We start from the raw sequence: 13,972 nt of genomic DNA on the forward strand, positions 1-13,972 counted from the left end.
ATCGGCAGCGGCGGCTTCGGCACTGATCAGCGCCGCCGCGGCACCGGCAGCGAGGGCCTGCCGCCAGAAGCGACCGCCATCCACCTGGGTGCCGGGCAGGCCGATGAAGAGGGTGCCCGGACCGACCCGCCGCGAGTCGCAGCTGATGCTGGACACCGAGACATCGGCCAGAGCCTCCGGCGACGGCAGGCCCACCTGCCGAAGCAGCGGATGGAGCCGGTAGGTCATGGCCGGGAGGCGGAGCTGGCGCCAGTTCTAAGCGCTCCCGCCAGAAAAACCGTTCTTCTGCAACCAAACCCGCAGCCCCTGCCCCGCCAGCCGCGGCGGCACGCGCGGCAGCAGCACCTCGCGGCCATCCGGTCGCCGCAGCGCCAGCAGCGGCACCTCCAGACCGAAGCGGGCCTGGAGCTCGGGATCGGTGTCCACATCGATCAGCTCGAGGGTGGGCGGCGGCTCCAGGGAACGGAGCTTCTCCTCCAGTCCCTCGCACAGGCAGCAGCCTGCCGGGTGTAGAGCACGAGAACGGGCATCAATCGGGCACCGGGTCGCAGCCACACGGCGTGAAGGGGTGGCAGCGCAGCAACCGCCTCAGGGTGAGCCAGCCGCCGCGCCATGCCCCATGACGCTCGATCGCCTCCAGCCCATAGGCACTGCAGCTGGGGATGAAACGGCAGCGCGGCCCCAGCAGCGGCGAGATCCAGCGGCGGTAGAGGGTGATCAGGATCAGCAGCAGCTGCGCCAGCAGGCCCCTGCCGCCAGTGGCGACGGGCAGCCCGGCCCTGGGATCGAGACCGAGGCTACGGGGGCCAACCGATAGGATCGACCGTTGGCGCTGCACACACGGGCTGCGGGCTCATCCCAGCATGCTCGATCACGCAGACGCCCTGGCCGGCATCGCTGGCCGTCTCTGTCCTCTGAAAGTTCGTTCATGTCCCGCTACCGCGGCCCTCGCCTGAGGATCACGCGGCGCTTGGGAGACCTCCCCGGTCTCACCCGTAAGGCCGCCAAGCGGTCTTATCCCCCCGGTCAGCACGGCCAAGCCCGTCGCAAGCGCTCCGAATACGCCATCCGCCTCGAAGAGAAGCAGAAGCTTCGCTTCAACTACGGCATCTCCGAGCGGCAGCTCGTGCGCTACGTGAAGAAGGCGCGCGCCCAGGAGGGTTCCACGGGGACCAACCTGCTGAAGCTGCTCGAGAACCGCCTCGACAACATCTGCTTCCGCCTCGGCTTCGGGCCCACCGTGCCCGGCGCCCGCCAGCTGGTGAACCACGGCCACGTGACCGTGAACGGCCGTGTCGTCGACATCCCGAGCTACCAGTGCAAGGCCGGTGATGTGATCACCATCCGCGAGCGCAAGCCCTCCAGGAAGCTGGCCGAAGGCAATCTGGAATTCCCCGGTCTGGCCAACATCCCACCCCACCTCGAGCTCGACAAGGCCAAGTTCACCGCCAAGGTGATCGGCAAGTGCGAGCGCGAGTGGGTCGCTCTGGAGATCAACGAACTGCTGGTGGTGGAGTTCTACAGCCGCAAGGTCTGATCGGCCTGCATTCACCGCCAACCATGCCCCGCGATGCCGCGAACCGCATCGCGGGGGTTTGTTGCGACTGACCGGCCGGTCCCAGCTTTCTGGAGCGACCAAGCTCAGAGCGCCAGGGGGTGTGCGACGCAAGCAGAGCAATGATCACCCCGACACATCACATGGTTGGGCTCAATACAAACGAGCGATCGAGGCTTGACCGCAACCCCAGAGCGCCGATAAAAGATGAGTATCGTTCCGCGAAGTGATAAGCATGCCCGGCATTCCAAGGCACCATCACAACACGTATCTCATCCTCTACAGAGACAGACAGGGAAAGCGTCACGCCATGAGCTTTGTCGCCAAGACGGCTCTCGATGCCCAACGTCTGGCCCACCAGCAACTGGCGAAGGAAGACTTCATGCGCATTGACAGCATCCTGATCTACGAAGCCGGAGGTTCAGCGCACAGGCCGGCCAGCTGAGGCCCTGCCGCAGTCGGGTGCGATGAGATTCGGCACCCGGCTGTCTGGAAGCATCAAGGGGCTGTGCTACAGCCCAGGTCTCAACAACTGAATCGACCCCCAAGGCATGATTGCAGATTTAAGGGGATCGGTATCCCGCCAGGGATTGCAGGGGCAACATGCCCCAATCCGTATCGCACTGTGGCAAGTATGGCGCAGCCTGGAACAGCCGAGGACCTCAAACTCGATGGCGGCAGCCGAGGCATCGGCGTCGACATACCAACAGATGCAACCGGCACGGTCACGTTCAGGCTGGCCGATGCGAGCATCACCCGCACCTGCTACCACGGCAGGCACGTGGATGATCAGAGCGGCGGATCTGCGGCCAGCGTTGATCTGAATCTCAACGACTGCTTCATCGACAGCAACGGCGTGATCGGCGACAGCAGTAACGGAGCTAGCAGGTGTAAGCCCATCGGATTCCGATNGCGTTCGCGTCGACGAAGGCGGCCTTGGCGACACCACGTTGAATGTCGTCTCCAGCTTGACACCAACAACGGCGCTGATGGTCATGAGATTGATGAACAGGCCCGCGGCAGCTTCTACCTGAACGTCTTTCAATTCACTCTCGACAACGCTGGCAACATCGTGGCCAGCCTTTCCCAGACCACGATCAACAACAGTTATGATGAGGGTCTTGACATCGATGAGGCCGAAAACGGCAGCGGGTGGCTTGACTATTCCAACCTGGAGATCAACGGCAACACCGGAGCAAGCCTGAAGGTGACAGAGTTCTCCTACTGAGCGAAAATACCGAGGAGAGAAGAGACGGCACGAGATCTGCCGCCTTACGCAACCTGAATGCCCAGAACACTGATGGGGATCCGATCGATGTACGGGCTGGCTTAGCTTTGCCCACCTTCGTGAATCCATTGTTCAGCGGCATCAACCCCAACAACGCAGCCTTACCTCTGGGATTCACCCTCTCCATCCCCGGCGGCACGATTCTCTCAACCCCGCAGCTTGCCCTGATTTCCGCAACCGTCGCCGGCGAATCGATGCCGGTATGAACCCGGGGCTCAGGCGGCCCGCATCCAGCCGGTGGCCAGGCGCCGCAGGGCCCGGCGCCCCAGGCCCCGAAACGGCACTTCGCCGCCCAGCAGGCGCACGGCGGTGGCGGTGGCGCCGGGCCGGCGGATGCCATAGCGGTACACCAGGCCGGGCAGACCGTAGAAGAGCCGTGCCCATCGGCGGGCCGCCTCGAACTCATCCGCCATCAGGTCATGCACCCGGCCTGTGTAGGAGCAGGGCTCACCGCTGGCAACGGCCTCGCCCGCCAGGCGGCCGCTGCGGATCGCATGGAAGAGGCCATCGCCGAACAGGGGATTGATCAGGCCGGCGGCATCCCCCACCAGCAGCACCCTCCCATCGGGGCTCTGCAACGGTTCCGGACCGTCCCAGAAGGGCAGGGGATGGGCGTGGGCGCGCAGGCCGGCCAGCCTCTGCTGATCCACGCCCAGGGCCGCCGCATACCCGTCGATGGCCGCCCGGATCCGATGGCGGGCGCCGGGATCGCGGCGCACATCGTGATGGCGGGCATGGAACAGGCCGGCTCCGATATTGAGATGGTCGGCCTTGGGGAACACCCAGGCGTAGCCGCAGCGCAGCACGCCGTAGTCGAGATGCAGCAGATCGGGCCGCAGCAGTCGATCGGCCGGATCCCAGCGATGGGGCACCTCCAGCTCCAGGGCCAGGGCGATGCGGGGCCTCAGCCGCAGGCCCACACTGCGGGCCACCGCACCAGCGGCCCCATCGGCACCGATCAGCTGGCGGGTGCTGATCTGCAGCCATCCCGCGCTCCTGCCGGCGCCGGGGCGGCGCCGCACCCGCAGCAGCAGCCCCGCGCCGCCGTGCTCGAGGCTCTCAAAGGCATGGCCCTGCCAGAGCTCAGCGCCGGCCGCCACCGCCTGCTGCACCAGCGCCGCATCGAAGCGGGGCCGCTGCACCATCCATAGCCCGCGCGACTCCGGCTCCGGAGTTCCGGGCGGATCCACCGGCGCCTCCAGCGCCTCACGGAAACACCAGGAGTGCCGCATCCAGCGCACGCGCGTGTCCACCACGGCCTCGGGGGCCAACGGCAGCAGTTCCTGGCGCACCGGCACCGGCATGCCCCCACCGCAGGGCTTGTGACGCGGCAGCGGCAGCTTCTCCAGCAGCGCCACCCGCAGACCGGCACGGGCCGCGGTGGCGGCGGCCATCCGCCCGGCCGGACCGGCCCCCACAACCACCAGGTCGTAGCGCCCGCCGGGCTCGGCCATGGGGGCTCCCATCAGCCGCCGATCAGGCTCTCCAGAGCGGCTGTCACATCGCTCTGGCGCATCAGCGATTCGCCCACCAGCACGGCATCGGCGCCGGCGTTTTGCACGCGGTCAAGATCGTCGCGCGTGAACAGGCCCGATTCGCTCACCAGCAGGCAACCCTTGGCCCGTATCTGCTCGCCGAACCGCGCCGTGAGCTGCTCGGTTGTGGCCAGATCCGTGTGGAAGGTGGCCAGGTCGCGGTTGTTGATGCCGATCAGCTGCACCCCGTCGAGCGCCAGCACCCGCTCCAGCTGATCGCCGTCGTGCACCTCCACCAGCACCGCCAGCCCCAGGCTCCTGGCCACCTTGATCAGGTAGGCCATGTCCTGGTCGGAGAGGATCGCCGCGATCAGCAGGGCCGCATCGGCGCCAGCGGCACGGGCCTGGTAGAGCTGATAGGGGCTGAGGATGAAGTCCTTACAGAGCAAGGGCAGATCCACCACCTGGCGCACCTGCACCAGCACCTCGAAGCCCCCCTGGAAGAACTGCCTGTCGGTGAGCACCGACAAGCAGCTGGCGCCACCGGCCTGGTAGCCACGGGCGATGGCTTCGGGGTCGAAATCGTCGCGGATCACCCCCTTGCTGGGGCTTGCCTTCTTGACCTCGGCGATCACCGCAGGCTTGCGGCAGCTCGCCCGCAGGGCAGCCAGGAAGTCGAGCGTGGCCGGCAGCTCGGCCACCTGCTTCTTGAGCTGCTCGAGGCTCACCCGCTCGCGGGCCGAAGCCACCTCACGATCCTTCTCCCATACGATCCGCTCGAGGATGTGGCGCGGTTCGCTCTCCTCGTGCGGGATGGCGTACTCCAGATGGGCCACCTTCACCTTGGGGTTGGGTGGACGGCGACGGATCTCCATNGCGCTCAGCCTGCCACCGCCATGGTGGCCTGCTTGTAGGCCGCCTCCACCACCTCGCTCAGGGTGGGGTGGGTATGCACCTCTGCAGCCAGCTGCTGAACGCTCTGGCGGCGGGCCACGGCGTTGGCGATCTCCTGGATCAGATCGGCCGCATGCAGACCGTAGAGATGGGCGCCGAGCACCTCACCGGTGGTCTTGTTGAACAGCAGCTTCATCAGGCCGTCGCTCTCAAGCTCGGCCAGGGCCTTGGAGTTGGCCTTGAAATAGCTGCGCACCGATCCCAGTTCGAAGCCCTCACGGGCCGCCAGCGCCTTGGCATCCGCTTCGCTGAGGCCCACCGAGCTGATCTCCGGATGGGTGAAGGTGGCCGCCGGGATCGAGCGGTAATCGATGGCGCGGGCGTGGCCGAGGATGTTGTCGACCGCCACGGTGCCCTGGGCGGCAGCGGTGTGGGCCAGCATCATCTTGCCGGTCACATCGCCCACCGCCCACAGGTGCGGCACAGGCTCTCCAGCCACCAGCACGCGCATCTGGTCGTCCACCGGGATGAAGCCGCGCTCGGTCTCCACGCCCACCGCCGCCAGGTTGAGCCCGGCGCTGCTGGGCACCCGACCGGTGGCCACCAGCACCGCGTCCACCTCAAGGGTTTCCACCAGCTCCTTGGTGGCCATGTCGGCCAGCTCGATCGTCACCGGGCAGCCCGGGGTCACCTTGCGGGCCAGCAGGCCGGCGCGGGCATCGATGTCGCGAGCGTCGATCAGCCTGCGGGCAGCGATCTTGGCGATGTCGGGATCGAAGGTGGGCATCACCCGATCCAGAGCCTCGATCATCGTGACCTCACAGCCCAGGGCCGTGTAGACATCGGCGAATTCCAGGCCGATGTAGCCGCTGCCGATGATCGCCAGCCAACGCGGCAGCCACTCCAGACTCACCGCCTCGTCGCTGGTGAACACGGTGCGACCGTCGGTCTCGATGCCCCGCGGCACGAACGGCTCGGAGCCGGTGGCGATGATCACGTCGCGGGCACTGAGGATGCGCTCCACGCCGCCGCCGCTCTCGCGCACCACCACCTGCTGGTGGCCGGCCAGCCGGCCCTGGCCGCGCAGGATCGTGGCGCCCACCCGCTCGAGGGTCTTGGTGAGGTTGGCCCGGATCGTGGCCACCAGCTGATTGGCGTGATCGGCGATCTTCTGACGCTCGAAGCGCACCGGCGCGGCATGAATGCCGAAACCGGCCAGGTGCTCGGCATCGGCCAGTTCCCGCACCCGGCCGCTGGCGGCCAGCAGGGCCTTGGAGGGCACGCAACCCCGGTTCACGCAGGTGCCGCCCATGTCGCGGCTTTCGACGATGGCGACGCGCAACCCATGCTCGGCAGCGTGCTTGGCCGCATCGAAGCCGCCGTAGCCGGCCCCGATCACGATCACATCGAAATCGAAGCCTGAGGAGGGACCGGATGCGGAGGAGGGGGCAACGCTCACCGGGAGCAGAGTTCAGCTGAGCGGCATTCTCCTCCCTCAGCGGCCGGCCGCCTTCGACTGAGCCCGCTGACGCTGGCGCTCGAGCAGCAGCGGCGCCGCCGCCACCGCCACGTTGAGCGACTCCACCGCCTCCCTGTGGGGGATGGTGACACGCGCGTGGGCATGGGCCTGCAGCTCGGGGGCCAAACCGGCGCCCTCGTTGCCCAGCAGCACGGCAGTAGGCCGGCACCAGTCAAGCTCCCAGTAGGGCCTGGCCCCGGAGCTGGGGGGAAGGGTGGCCACCAGCTGCAGGCCGGCAGCGGCAGCCCGCTCCAGCCGCGCCAGCAGCTCCGGCCGCGACCCCCGCCAGATCGGCAGCTCCAGGACGGCGCCGGCGGAGGCCCGCAGCACCTTGGGCTGAAACGGATCCGCCCCCTCGGCCAGCCAGGCGGCCGTCGCACCGGCGGCCAGTGCGGTGCGCAGCAGCGTACCGAGATTGCCGGGATCCTGAAGACCATCGAGCACCATCAGCAGGGCCTCCCCGGCGCCGACGGCCAGGAGGGTGTGCTCGAGCCCTTCGGCGGACGGAGGCGCCAGGGTGAGCACCACCCCGTCCGGGTGCTCCGTGGTGGCGATGGCCGCCAGCACCTCGGCGGTCACCGGCTGCCACGGCGGCCAGTGCGGCGCGGGGGCGAGCAGATCGGGGTGAGCCAGCTGCCAGGCCTCGGTGGCGATCAGCTGATGCGGCACCTGCCCGAGCCGCCGCACCTCCTGAAGCAGATGGGTGCCCTCAAGCAGCAGCAGGGCCTGCTCACGGCGGCCCCGGCCCCCATGCAGCTCCCGCAGCTGCCTGACCAGGGGATTGCGACGGCTGCTGATCAGCTCCGGGTGCCCGCGCACCTCAGAACTGCAGACGTCGCCGCACCCGCATCGTCTCGCGGATCCGCAGCTCGCCGGCGTCGGTGTCGAGCCCCCTCACCGCCAGCAGATCGCCGCTGATGCCCTCGGCCTGGAGGTTCTCGACCAGCCTGGAGAGCACGATGTCCTCCACGGCGGTCTCATCGAGGCCATGAGGCGTGAGACTCTCAAGAAACTTGCCAAGTCTCGAGGCCATCACCTCGGGAGCATTGGTGATCTTGAGAAGAATCATGGATTCGGTAATGCGGATGGGGAGACTTGAACTCCCACGACATTGCTGCCACTAGTACCTGAAACTAGCGCGTCTACCAATTCCGCCACATCCGCGTGGCCGTCGCCATGGCGACCACCGAACCTTACGGCATCGCCGCGGACCCGCCCGGCACCCCGTGAGCCAGTTCCAGGGGCGGCCGTCTAGACGGTCTCACGCTTTATTGTCAAGATGCGCAGGCACGAGAGGGGACAGCCCACCGATGAGCCTCAGCGCTGTCCAGAGTCCCGCCATCTCCTATCCGCAGCTGGAGATCGCCGGCGGGCGCCGACTGAGCGGTGAGCTCCAGGTGAGCGGCGCCAAGAACTCGGCCCTCGTGCTGATGGCGGCCTGTCTCCTGAGTCGCTCGGCGATCCGGCTGCGCAACGTGCCGCCGCTCACCGACATCACGGCGATGGCAGAGATGCTCGAGAGCCTCGGCGCGCGGGTGCGTCGCGACGGTGACGCGCTTGAGCTCGACGGCAGCCAGGTCAACAGCGTCAGCGCTCCCTACGACCTGGTCAACAGCCTGCGAGCCAGCTTCTTCTGCATCGGCCCGCTGCTGGCCCGCATGGGCATGGCGAAGGTTCCGCTGCCGGGTGGCTGTCAGATCGGCACCCGGCCGGTGGTGGAGCACGTCAAGGGGCTCAAGGCGATGGGTGCCCAGGTGACCATCGAGCACGGGGTCGTCTCGGCGGTCGTGCCCGGTCGGGGCCACCGCCTCAGCGGCGGTCGCATTCATCTCGACTGTCCCAGCGTGGGCGCCACCGAGACCCTGATGATGGCCGCGGTGCTCGCCGATGGCGAGACGGTGATCGACAACGCCGCGCAGGAGCCTGAGGTGGTCGATCTGGCAGGTCTGCTGATCGCCATGGGCGCCCGGGTGCGCGGCGCCGGCACCCCGACGATCACGGTGGTGGGCGTCGAGCGGCTGCATGGTGCTGACTACGCCGTGATTCCCGACCGCATCGAGGCCGGCACCTTCCTGCTGGCGGCGGCGATCACCCGCTCCGAGCTGCGGGTCACGCCGGTGATCCCCGAGCATCTCGGTGCCGTGCTCACCAAGCTCGAGGAAGCCGGCTGCACGCTCACGCCCGACGGCATCGGTCTCACCCTCAGGGCCAGCGACATCCAGGCGGTCGACCTGCGCACCCAGCCGTTCCCCGGATTCCCCACCGACCTGCAGGCGCCGTTCATGAGCCTGCTGGCCACCGCCCGGGGCACCAGCGTGATCACGGAGAACATCTTCGAAAACCGTCTCCAGCATGTGGCGGAACTGCAGCGCATGGGTGCCGCCATCCGCATGCAGGGCAACACCGCCTTCGTGGAANGGGTGGCCCGGCTCAGCGGCGCTCCTGTGCAGGGCACCGATCTGANGGCCTCGGCGGCCATGGTGCTGGCCGGCCTGGCGGCCGANGGGATCACCTCGGTGCGGGGCCTGGAATACCTCGACCGCGGTTACGCCAACCTGGAGGCCAAGCTCAATGCTGTNGGGGCCTCGCTCACCCGCATCAGCGACGCCGCAGCCGCCCCCAGCTTCGCGGCCTAAGCTCCGCCCTGCGGGAGCGTGCCGGAATTGGTAGACGGACTCGACTCAAAATCGAGCGCCTTCGGGCATGTGGGTTCGAGTCCCACCGCTCCCATCCCAGCGATGTCCACATCCCCGGTGATGGACACCTATGCCCGCTTGCCCGTGGAGCTGGTCCGGGGCCGCGGCGTATGGGTCTGGGACAGCAACGGCCGGCGCTACCTCGACTGCGTGGCCGGCATCGCCGTCTGCACGCTCGGCCACAGCGACGGGCGNCTGCGGCGGGCTCTCTGCCAGCAGCTGGGCCGGCTGCAGCATGTCTCGAACCTGTACCGGATTCCGGAGCAGGAGCAGCTGGCCGCCGCAATCACGGCACGCAGCTGCCTGGATCGTGTGTTCTTCTGCAATTCGGGCGCCGAGGCCAACGAGGCCGCCATCAAGCTGGCCCGCAAGCACGGCCAGCTGGTGCGCGGGATCGATCCCACCACGGCCGGCCCTCTGATTCTCACCGCCCAGGCCAGTTTCCACGGCCGCACCCTGGCGGCGGTCACCGCCACCGGCCAGCCCAAGTACCACCAGGGTTTCGAGCCCATGGTGCAGGGCTTCCGCTACTTCCCCTACAACGACACGGCCGCCCTCGAAGCGCTGCTGACCGAGTGCGAGGCGGCCGGCCCCCGCGTGGCCGCCGTGCTGATCGAGCCGCTGCAGGGCGAAGGCGGGGTGGTGCCGGGTGATCCGGCCTTCTTCCAGCGCCTGCGTGAGCTCTGCGATGAGCGCCGCATCCTGCTGATCTTCGATGAGGTGCAGATCGGCGTGGGCCGCAGCGGCCGTCTGTGGGGGTACGAACAGCTCGGTGTCGAGCCCGACGCCATCACCCTGGCCAAAGGACTCGGCGGTGGCATTCCGATCGGCGCCCTGGCGGTGAAACGGGCTGTCGATCACTTCCGACCCGGGGAGCACGCCAGCACCTTCGGCGGCAACCCATTCGCCTGCCGCGCCGGCCTCACCGTGCTGGCCGAACTGGAGCGGCGCCGACTGCTCCCCCATGTGAAGGCGATGGGAGAGCTGCTGCAGCGGCTGCTGTCGGAACTGGTGAGCCGCCATCCGGCCCTCCTGGAGGGCAGTCGCGGCTNGGGCCTGCTGCAGGGACTGGTGCTGCGGCCCGAGGCGCCGCCGGCGCCGGAGGTGGTGAAGGCGGCCCTGAGCGAGGGGCTGCTGGTGGTGTCCGCCGGCCCTTCGGTGGTGCGGCTGGTGCCGCCGCTGGTGATCGAGCCGCGCCAGCTGCACCTGGCGGTGCAGAAGCTGGAGGCGGCCCTGCTCAGCCTGGCCTGAAGGCGGTCTCGCCGTGGCCCACTGCAGCGATCCCTTCGCCGATCTGATCGAACCCTTCGCCCGCCGCGGTGTGGATCTCGGTCTGTCACGGCTGCAGGCGGCCCTGGCGGAGCTGGGCCATCCCGAGCGCCGGTTCGCCGCCGTGCAGGTGGCCGGCACCAACGGCAAGGGCTCGATCTGCACCCTGGTGCACCGCAGCCTGCTGGCGGCGGGGATCCCGGCGGGCCTCTACACCTCGCCTCACCTGGTGAGCTGGACCGAGCGGATCCGCCTCGGCGCCGATCCGATCAGCCCGGCAGCCCTGCGCCGCCAGCTTGAAAGCGCCCGGCCCGCCGCCGAACGCCATGGCCTGACACCGTTCGAGCTGGTCACCGCCGCGGCTTTTCTGGCCTTCGCCGAAGCCGGCCTGCCGCTGGTGGTGCTGGAGGTGGGGCTGGGGGGCCGGCTGGACGCCACCACCTGCCACCCCGACCGCGCCGTGATCGGCTTCGCCACGGTTGGGCTGGATCACCGCGAGTTTCTCGGACCCGATCCGGCCAGCATCGCCGCCGAGAAGGCCGGCGTGCTCCAGCCGGGGGCGGTGGCCCTCAGTGCTCCTCAGACCCCTGCGGTGGCCGCCGTGCTGGAGCGGCGGGCGATGGCCACAGGCAGCGAGCTGCGCTGGCTGGAGCCGCTGGAGCAGGCCGCCGATGGCGCCGTGCGCATCGACGATCGCTGGTGCCCCTGCGGCCTGCCGGGCAGGGTGCAGGCGGCCAATGGAGCCGTGGCCTTGGGCATGCTGCGGGTGCTGGGAGAGCGGGGCTGGCGGATCCCCACAGCGGCGATCCGCGAGGGKTTTGCGGCCGCCCGCTGGCCAGGTCGGCTGCAGCAGCTGGAGTGGCAGGGGATCCCGCTGCTGCTCGACGGCGCCCACAACCCGCCGGCGGCGGCGGCGCTGCGCGAGGAACTGGACGCCCAGCCGAGCCGCCACGGCCTGGCCCCCGGAGCACGGCAGTGGGTGCTGGGGATCCTGGGCAACAAGCAGGGGCCGGAGCTGGTGGAAACCCTGCTGGGCCCCGCAGACCGGGCCTGGATCGTGCCGGTGCCGGGCCACAGCAGCTGGAGCCGCTGCCGGCTGGTGGAGGCGATCCCCCCTCTGGCCGCACAGCTCCAGGAAGCCGCCCATCTGGACCAGGGCCTGCGGCTGGCGAGCCAGGCCGCCCCCGGCCAGCGGCTGATCGTGGCGGGCTCGCTGTACCTGATCGGCGATCTGCTGGCCCGGTCGCACGCCCTCAGCGACGCCGCGCCAGAGTGAAGTTCCGAGGGGTACCCCACCATGGCCAGCCTGCTGCAGAGCCTGCTCGCGGCGCTGGTCGCCGCCCTGCTGCTCGTCGTGCCGGCGCCGGCGCTGGCTGAGTTCTCAGGCGTCGACTACACGCTCACCAATCAGAACGAAGCCGATTTCAGCGGCCAGGACCTGGCGAACACCTCGTTCGCCGGAGCGGCAGGACGCCGCGCCAGCTTCGTGGGCGCCAACCTGCACGGCGCGATCCTCACCCAGGCCGCCTTCCCCGAAGCGGATTTTTCCGCTGCCGACCTCAGCGGCGCCCTGATGGACAAAGTCGATTTTTCCGGTGCTGACTTCAGCGGCGCCAACCTCGTGGGTGTGATCGCCTCGGGCAGCGACTTCAGCGGCGCCACGGTGACGAATGCCGATTTCACCGATGCCCTGATCGATCGCGCCGACCAGCGGGCCCTCTGCCTCGCTGCCGAGGGGACCCATCCGGTCACCGGTGCCGACACCCGCCAGAGCCTGGGCTGCTGAGCCGGCCGCCCCCAGCGGTCAGTGGCCCTCCAGCCAGCCCCGCAGCTTGCCGGGGTTGAGCAGACCCATCGGGTCATAGGCGTGTTTGGCGGCCACCTGGTCGGCGTCCACCACCCCCAGGCCGCCGTCCTCCACCGTGAGCACATGGGGGTTGAACAGGAACGCCCCGAGCTCGCGGCAGTGAGCGATCAGCTCCTGCAGGCTGGCGTCTCCCTGCCAGAGCAGCAGCGGCAGGCAGGCCAGTCGCGCCGCGCCCTGGTGCTTCACCGCCTCCAGGTGCCAGCGGATCGCCTCGCCCCAGCGCCGGCGCAGCTCCGCCAGGCAGGGCCCCTCCGGCTGGGGCAGCAGCAGCTGGAGATAGGTCCAGCCAGGGCGCCCGGCGCGCCAGTGCAGGGTGGTGTGGTTCCAGCCCAGCTCCCGCAGCGGGATGCCCCTGCTGCAGCTCTGGGGGCTCTGCCAGAGCAGCTGACCGCCGCCTGCCTCCAGCCAGCGGGGCAGCGCCTCCATGGCCGCCGGAGCGGCCAGCAGCAGCAACCGGTGTTCGCCATTGGGAGCACTGCATCCCACCGGCCAGGGCATCTGCATGGCCACGTCGTCCTCCAGCAGGGTGAGGCTGTTGAGCTCGAAGGCCGTCCGCGGCAGGGTCTGGGCCGCTGCGAGGGCCTGATCCCAGTCACCGAAACCCACCACCAGTTGCCGCCAGTCCACCGCTTCGGTGCTGGGCAGGCGCAGGGCCGTGAGGATGCCGTTGGTGCCGTAGGCATGGTTGAGCGGCGCACTGGCAGCCGCGTCGAGCTGCAGCAGGCGGGGCTCGGGCTCCATGGTCACGATCTCCAGCCCGAGCAGGTTGCCGGGGTCGCGCAGGAACCCCCAGCGCAGCGAGCCGATGCCGCCGGAGCCGCCGGCGATGAAGCCGCCGATCGTGGCGCTGCGCACCGTGCTGGGCACGAGCCGCAGCGCCCGGCCCTGGTCGGCCAGCCGGCGCTCCAGATCGCCCATCAGCACCCCCGCCTCCACCTCCAGAACCCCGCTGAGCGGATCGAGGCGGCGCAGCCGGTTCATGGGGGTGAGATCCAGCACCAGACCGCCGCGGAGGGGCACGCACTGGCCGTAGTTGCCGGTGCCGGCGCCGCGCACGGTGAGGGGCACGCCGTGGCGGCAGCAGGCTCCGGCCACCAGCTGCACCTGCTCCACCGTGGTGATCCGGGCCACCAGCTGGGCACGCTGCTCCTGAAGCTGCGCTACCAGCACGGGCGAGTAGTCGAAGAAATCGCGCGAAAACCTCTCCAGCACGGCCGGCTGGTCGGCCTGCAGCAGCTCGAGGCTCGCATCGGCGCCGCTCAGTTCCTCGGCCAGGGCCGCGATCCGCTCGGCGGAGGGGCGTGGCGGCAGCGGACGGCTGGACATCAGTCGGATCGGGAACCGGGGGCTGCGGGCATCGAGGCGCAGCCGGGCAGCAGGGCCGCCGCCGCGTCGCTGGCGGGCGCCGG

Annotated in this window: 16 protein-coding genes and 2 tRNA genes; 8 read left to right on the forward strand and 10 right to left on the reverse strand. The window is 69.3% G+C overall.

Translation table 11 applies throughout. From position 1 onward, the window contains the following. The 3 genes from SYNGFB01_RS13755 to yidD all read right to left on the reverse strand — a co-directional run. The coding region (locus SYNGFB01_RS13755) for a Mur ligase domain-containing protein (RefSeq protein WP_048017550.1) at window positions 1-228 on the reverse strand (228 nt) is incomplete at its 3' end. A 27-nt stretch (window positions 229-255) separates the two neighbouring features. Continuing rightward, on the reverse strand, window positions 256-555 hold the full coding sequence (locus SYNGFB01_RS07410) for a glutaredoxin family protein (protein ID WP_072061586.1): 300 nt from the start codon (window positions 553-555) through the stop codon (window positions 256-258). Further along, window positions 530-772 (reverse strand): membrane protein insertion efficiency factor YidD, encoded by a 243-nt coding sequence (gene yidD, locus SYNGFB01_RS07415; RefSeq protein ID WP_048017561.1) that lies wholly within the window; start codon window positions 770-772, stop codon window positions 530-532. The genes SYNGFB01_RS07410 and yidD overlap by 26 nt, the downstream gene beginning before the upstream one ends. A gap of 156 nt (window positions 773-928) precedes the next feature. Here yidD and rpsD point away from each other — a divergent pair, with 156 nt between their 5' ends. From rpsD to SYNGFB01_RS14575, 3 genes are all read left to right on the forward strand, one after another. After that, window positions 929-1,537, forward strand: a complete 609-nt coding sequence (gene rpsD / locus SYNGFB01_RS07420) for a 30S ribosomal protein S4 (protein ID WP_048017551.1) — start codon at window positions 929-931, stop codon at window positions 1,535-1,537. 253 nt (window positions 1,538-1,790) lie between these two features. Continuing rightward, entirely contained in the window at window positions 1,791-2,000 is a 210-nt protein-coding gene (locus SYNGFB01_RS14240) for a hypothetical protein (protein ID WP_152669578.1), read from the forward strand. An 890-nt stretch (window positions 2,001-2,890) separates the two neighbouring features. Beyond that, window positions 2,891-3,049: a hypothetical protein gene (locus SYNGFB01_RS14575; protein ID WP_161795866.1), complete on the forward strand. Its 159-nt coding sequence runs from the start codon at window positions 2,891-2,893 to the stop codon at window positions 3,047-3,049. 9 nt (window positions 3,050-3,058) lie between these two features. Here the strand turns inward: SYNGFB01_RS14575 and SYNGFB01_RS07430 are convergent, their stop codons facing one another. The 6 genes from SYNGFB01_RS07430 to SYNGFB01_RS07455 form a co-directional block, all read right to left on the reverse strand. Continuing rightward, window positions 3,059-4,297 carry a geranylgeranyl reductase family protein gene (locus SYNGFB01_RS07430; RefSeq protein ID WP_048017562.1) on the reverse strand — a complete coding sequence of 413 codons (1,239 nt, stop codon included), beginning with the start codon at window positions 4,295-4,297 and terminating at the stop codon, window positions 3,059-3,061. Window positions 4,298-4,308: 11 nt separating this feature from the next. Beyond that, the gene (gene trpC / locus SYNGFB01_RS07435; protein ID WP_048017553.1) at window positions 4,309-5,193 is read right to left on the reverse strand and encodes an indole-3-glycerol phosphate synthase TrpC; all 885 of its coding nucleotides are present in this window, start codon (window positions 5,191-5,193) and stop codon (window positions 4,309-4,311) included. A gap of 5 nt (window positions 5,194-5,198) precedes the next feature. After that, on the reverse strand, window positions 5,199-6,671 hold the full coding sequence (gene lpdA / locus SYNGFB01_RS07440; protein ID WP_048017554.1) for a dihydrolipoyl dehydrogenase: 1,473 nt from the start codon (window positions 6,669-6,671) through the stop codon (window positions 5,199-5,201). Between the two features lie 36 nt (window positions 6,672-6,707). Then, window positions 6,708-7,550 carry an RNA methyltransferase gene (locus tag SYNGFB01_RS07445; RefSeq protein WP_235299987.1) on the reverse strand — a complete coding sequence of 281 codons (843 nt, stop codon included), beginning with the start codon at window positions 7,548-7,550 and terminating at the stop codon, window positions 6,708-6,710. A gap of 1 nt (window position 7,551) precedes the next feature. Next, window positions 7,552-7,800 carry a hypothetical protein gene (locus SYNGFB01_RS07450; protein ID WP_048017555.1) on the reverse strand — a complete coding sequence of 83 codons (249 nt, stop codon included), beginning with the start codon at window positions 7,798-7,800 and terminating at the stop codon, window positions 7,552-7,554. 11 nt (window positions 7,801-7,811) lie between these two features. Next, window positions 7,812-7,895 (reverse strand) — tRNA-Leu (locus tag SYNGFB01_RS07455). Between the two features lie 146 nt (window positions 7,896-8,041). Between SYNGFB01_RS07455 and murA the strand changes: the two genes are divergently transcribed. From murA to SYNGFB01_RS07480, 5 genes are all read left to right on the forward strand, one after another. Continuing rightward, entirely contained in the window at window positions 8,042-9,367 is a 1,326-nt protein-coding gene (gene murA, locus SYNGFB01_RS07460; RefSeq protein ID WP_048017556.1) for a UDP-N-acetylglucosamine 1-carboxyvinyltransferase, read from the forward strand. A 12-nt stretch (window positions 9,368-9,379) separates the two neighbouring features. Further along, window positions 9,380-9,461: transfer RNA gene (locus SYNGFB01_RS07465), tRNA-Leu, on the forward strand. 8 nt (window positions 9,462-9,469) lie between these two features. Further along, window positions 9,470-10,678: an aspartate aminotransferase family protein gene (locus SYNGFB01_RS07470; RefSeq protein WP_048017557.1), complete on the forward strand. Its 1,209-nt coding sequence runs from the start codon at window positions 9,470-9,472 to the stop codon at window positions 10,676-10,678. Window positions 10,679-10,691: 13 nt separating this feature from the next. Continuing rightward, complete coding sequence (locus SYNGFB01_RS07475; protein ID WP_048017558.1) at window positions 10,692-11,972, forward strand: folylpolyglutamate synthase/dihydrofolate synthase family protein; 1,281 nt, start codon at window positions 10,692-10,694, stop codon at window positions 11,970-11,972. 21 nt (window positions 11,973-11,993) lie between these two features. Further along, complete coding sequence (locus SYNGFB01_RS07480; RefSeq protein WP_048017559.1) at window positions 11,994-12,482, forward strand: pentapeptide repeat-containing protein; 489 nt, start codon at window positions 11,994-11,996, stop codon at window positions 12,480-12,482. Window positions 12,483-12,500: 18 nt separating this feature from the next. On the opposite strand, the gene SYNGFB01_RS07485 is transcribed toward SYNGFB01_RS07480, so the two are convergent. Further along, the gene (locus tag SYNGFB01_RS07485) at window positions 12,501-13,889 is read right to left on the reverse strand and encodes an FAD-binding oxidoreductase (protein WP_048017560.1); all 1,389 of its coding nucleotides are present in this window, start codon (window positions 13,887-13,889) and stop codon (window positions 12,501-12,503) included. Between the last annotated feature and the right edge of the window lie 83 nt (window positions 13,890-13,972).

Origin of the sequence: Synechococcus sp. GFB01 (assembly GCF_001039265.1) — a bacterium.
Lineage (GTDB): Bacteria > Cyanobacteriota > Cyanobacteriia > PCC-6307 > Cyanobiaceae > NIES-981.

Bases quoted from the DNA above. Each gene is read 5' to 3' on its own strand.
- rpsD (WP_048017551.1), top strand. From the start codon at position 929: ATGTCCCGCTACCGCGGCCCTCGCCTGAGGATCACGCGGCGCTTGGGA.
- SYNGFB01_RS14240 (WP_152669578.1), top strand. From the start codon at position 1,791: ATGCCCGGCATTCCAAGGCACCATCACAACACGTATCTCATCCTCTAC.
- SYNGFB01_RS07430 (WP_048017562.1), bottom strand. From the start codon at position 4,297: ATGGCCGAGCCCGGCGGGCGCTACGACCTGGTGGTTGTGGGGGCCGGT.
- trpC (WP_048017553.1), bottom strand. From the start codon at position 5,193: ATGGAGATCCGTCGCCGTCCACCCAACCCCAAGGTGAAGGTGGCCCAT.
- SYNGFB01_RS07450 (WP_048017555.1), bottom strand. From the start codon at position 7,800: ATGATTCTTCTCAAGATCACCAATGCTCCCGAGGTGATGGCCTCGAGA.
- SYNGFB01_RS07480 (WP_048017559.1), top strand. From the start codon at position 11,994: ATGGCCAGCCTGCTGCAGAGCCTGCTCGCGGCGCTGGTCGCCGCCCTG.
- SYNGFB01_RS07485 (WP_048017560.1), bottom strand. From the start codon at position 13,889: ATGTCCAGCCGTCCGCTGCCGCCACGCCCCTCCGCCGAGCGGATCGCG.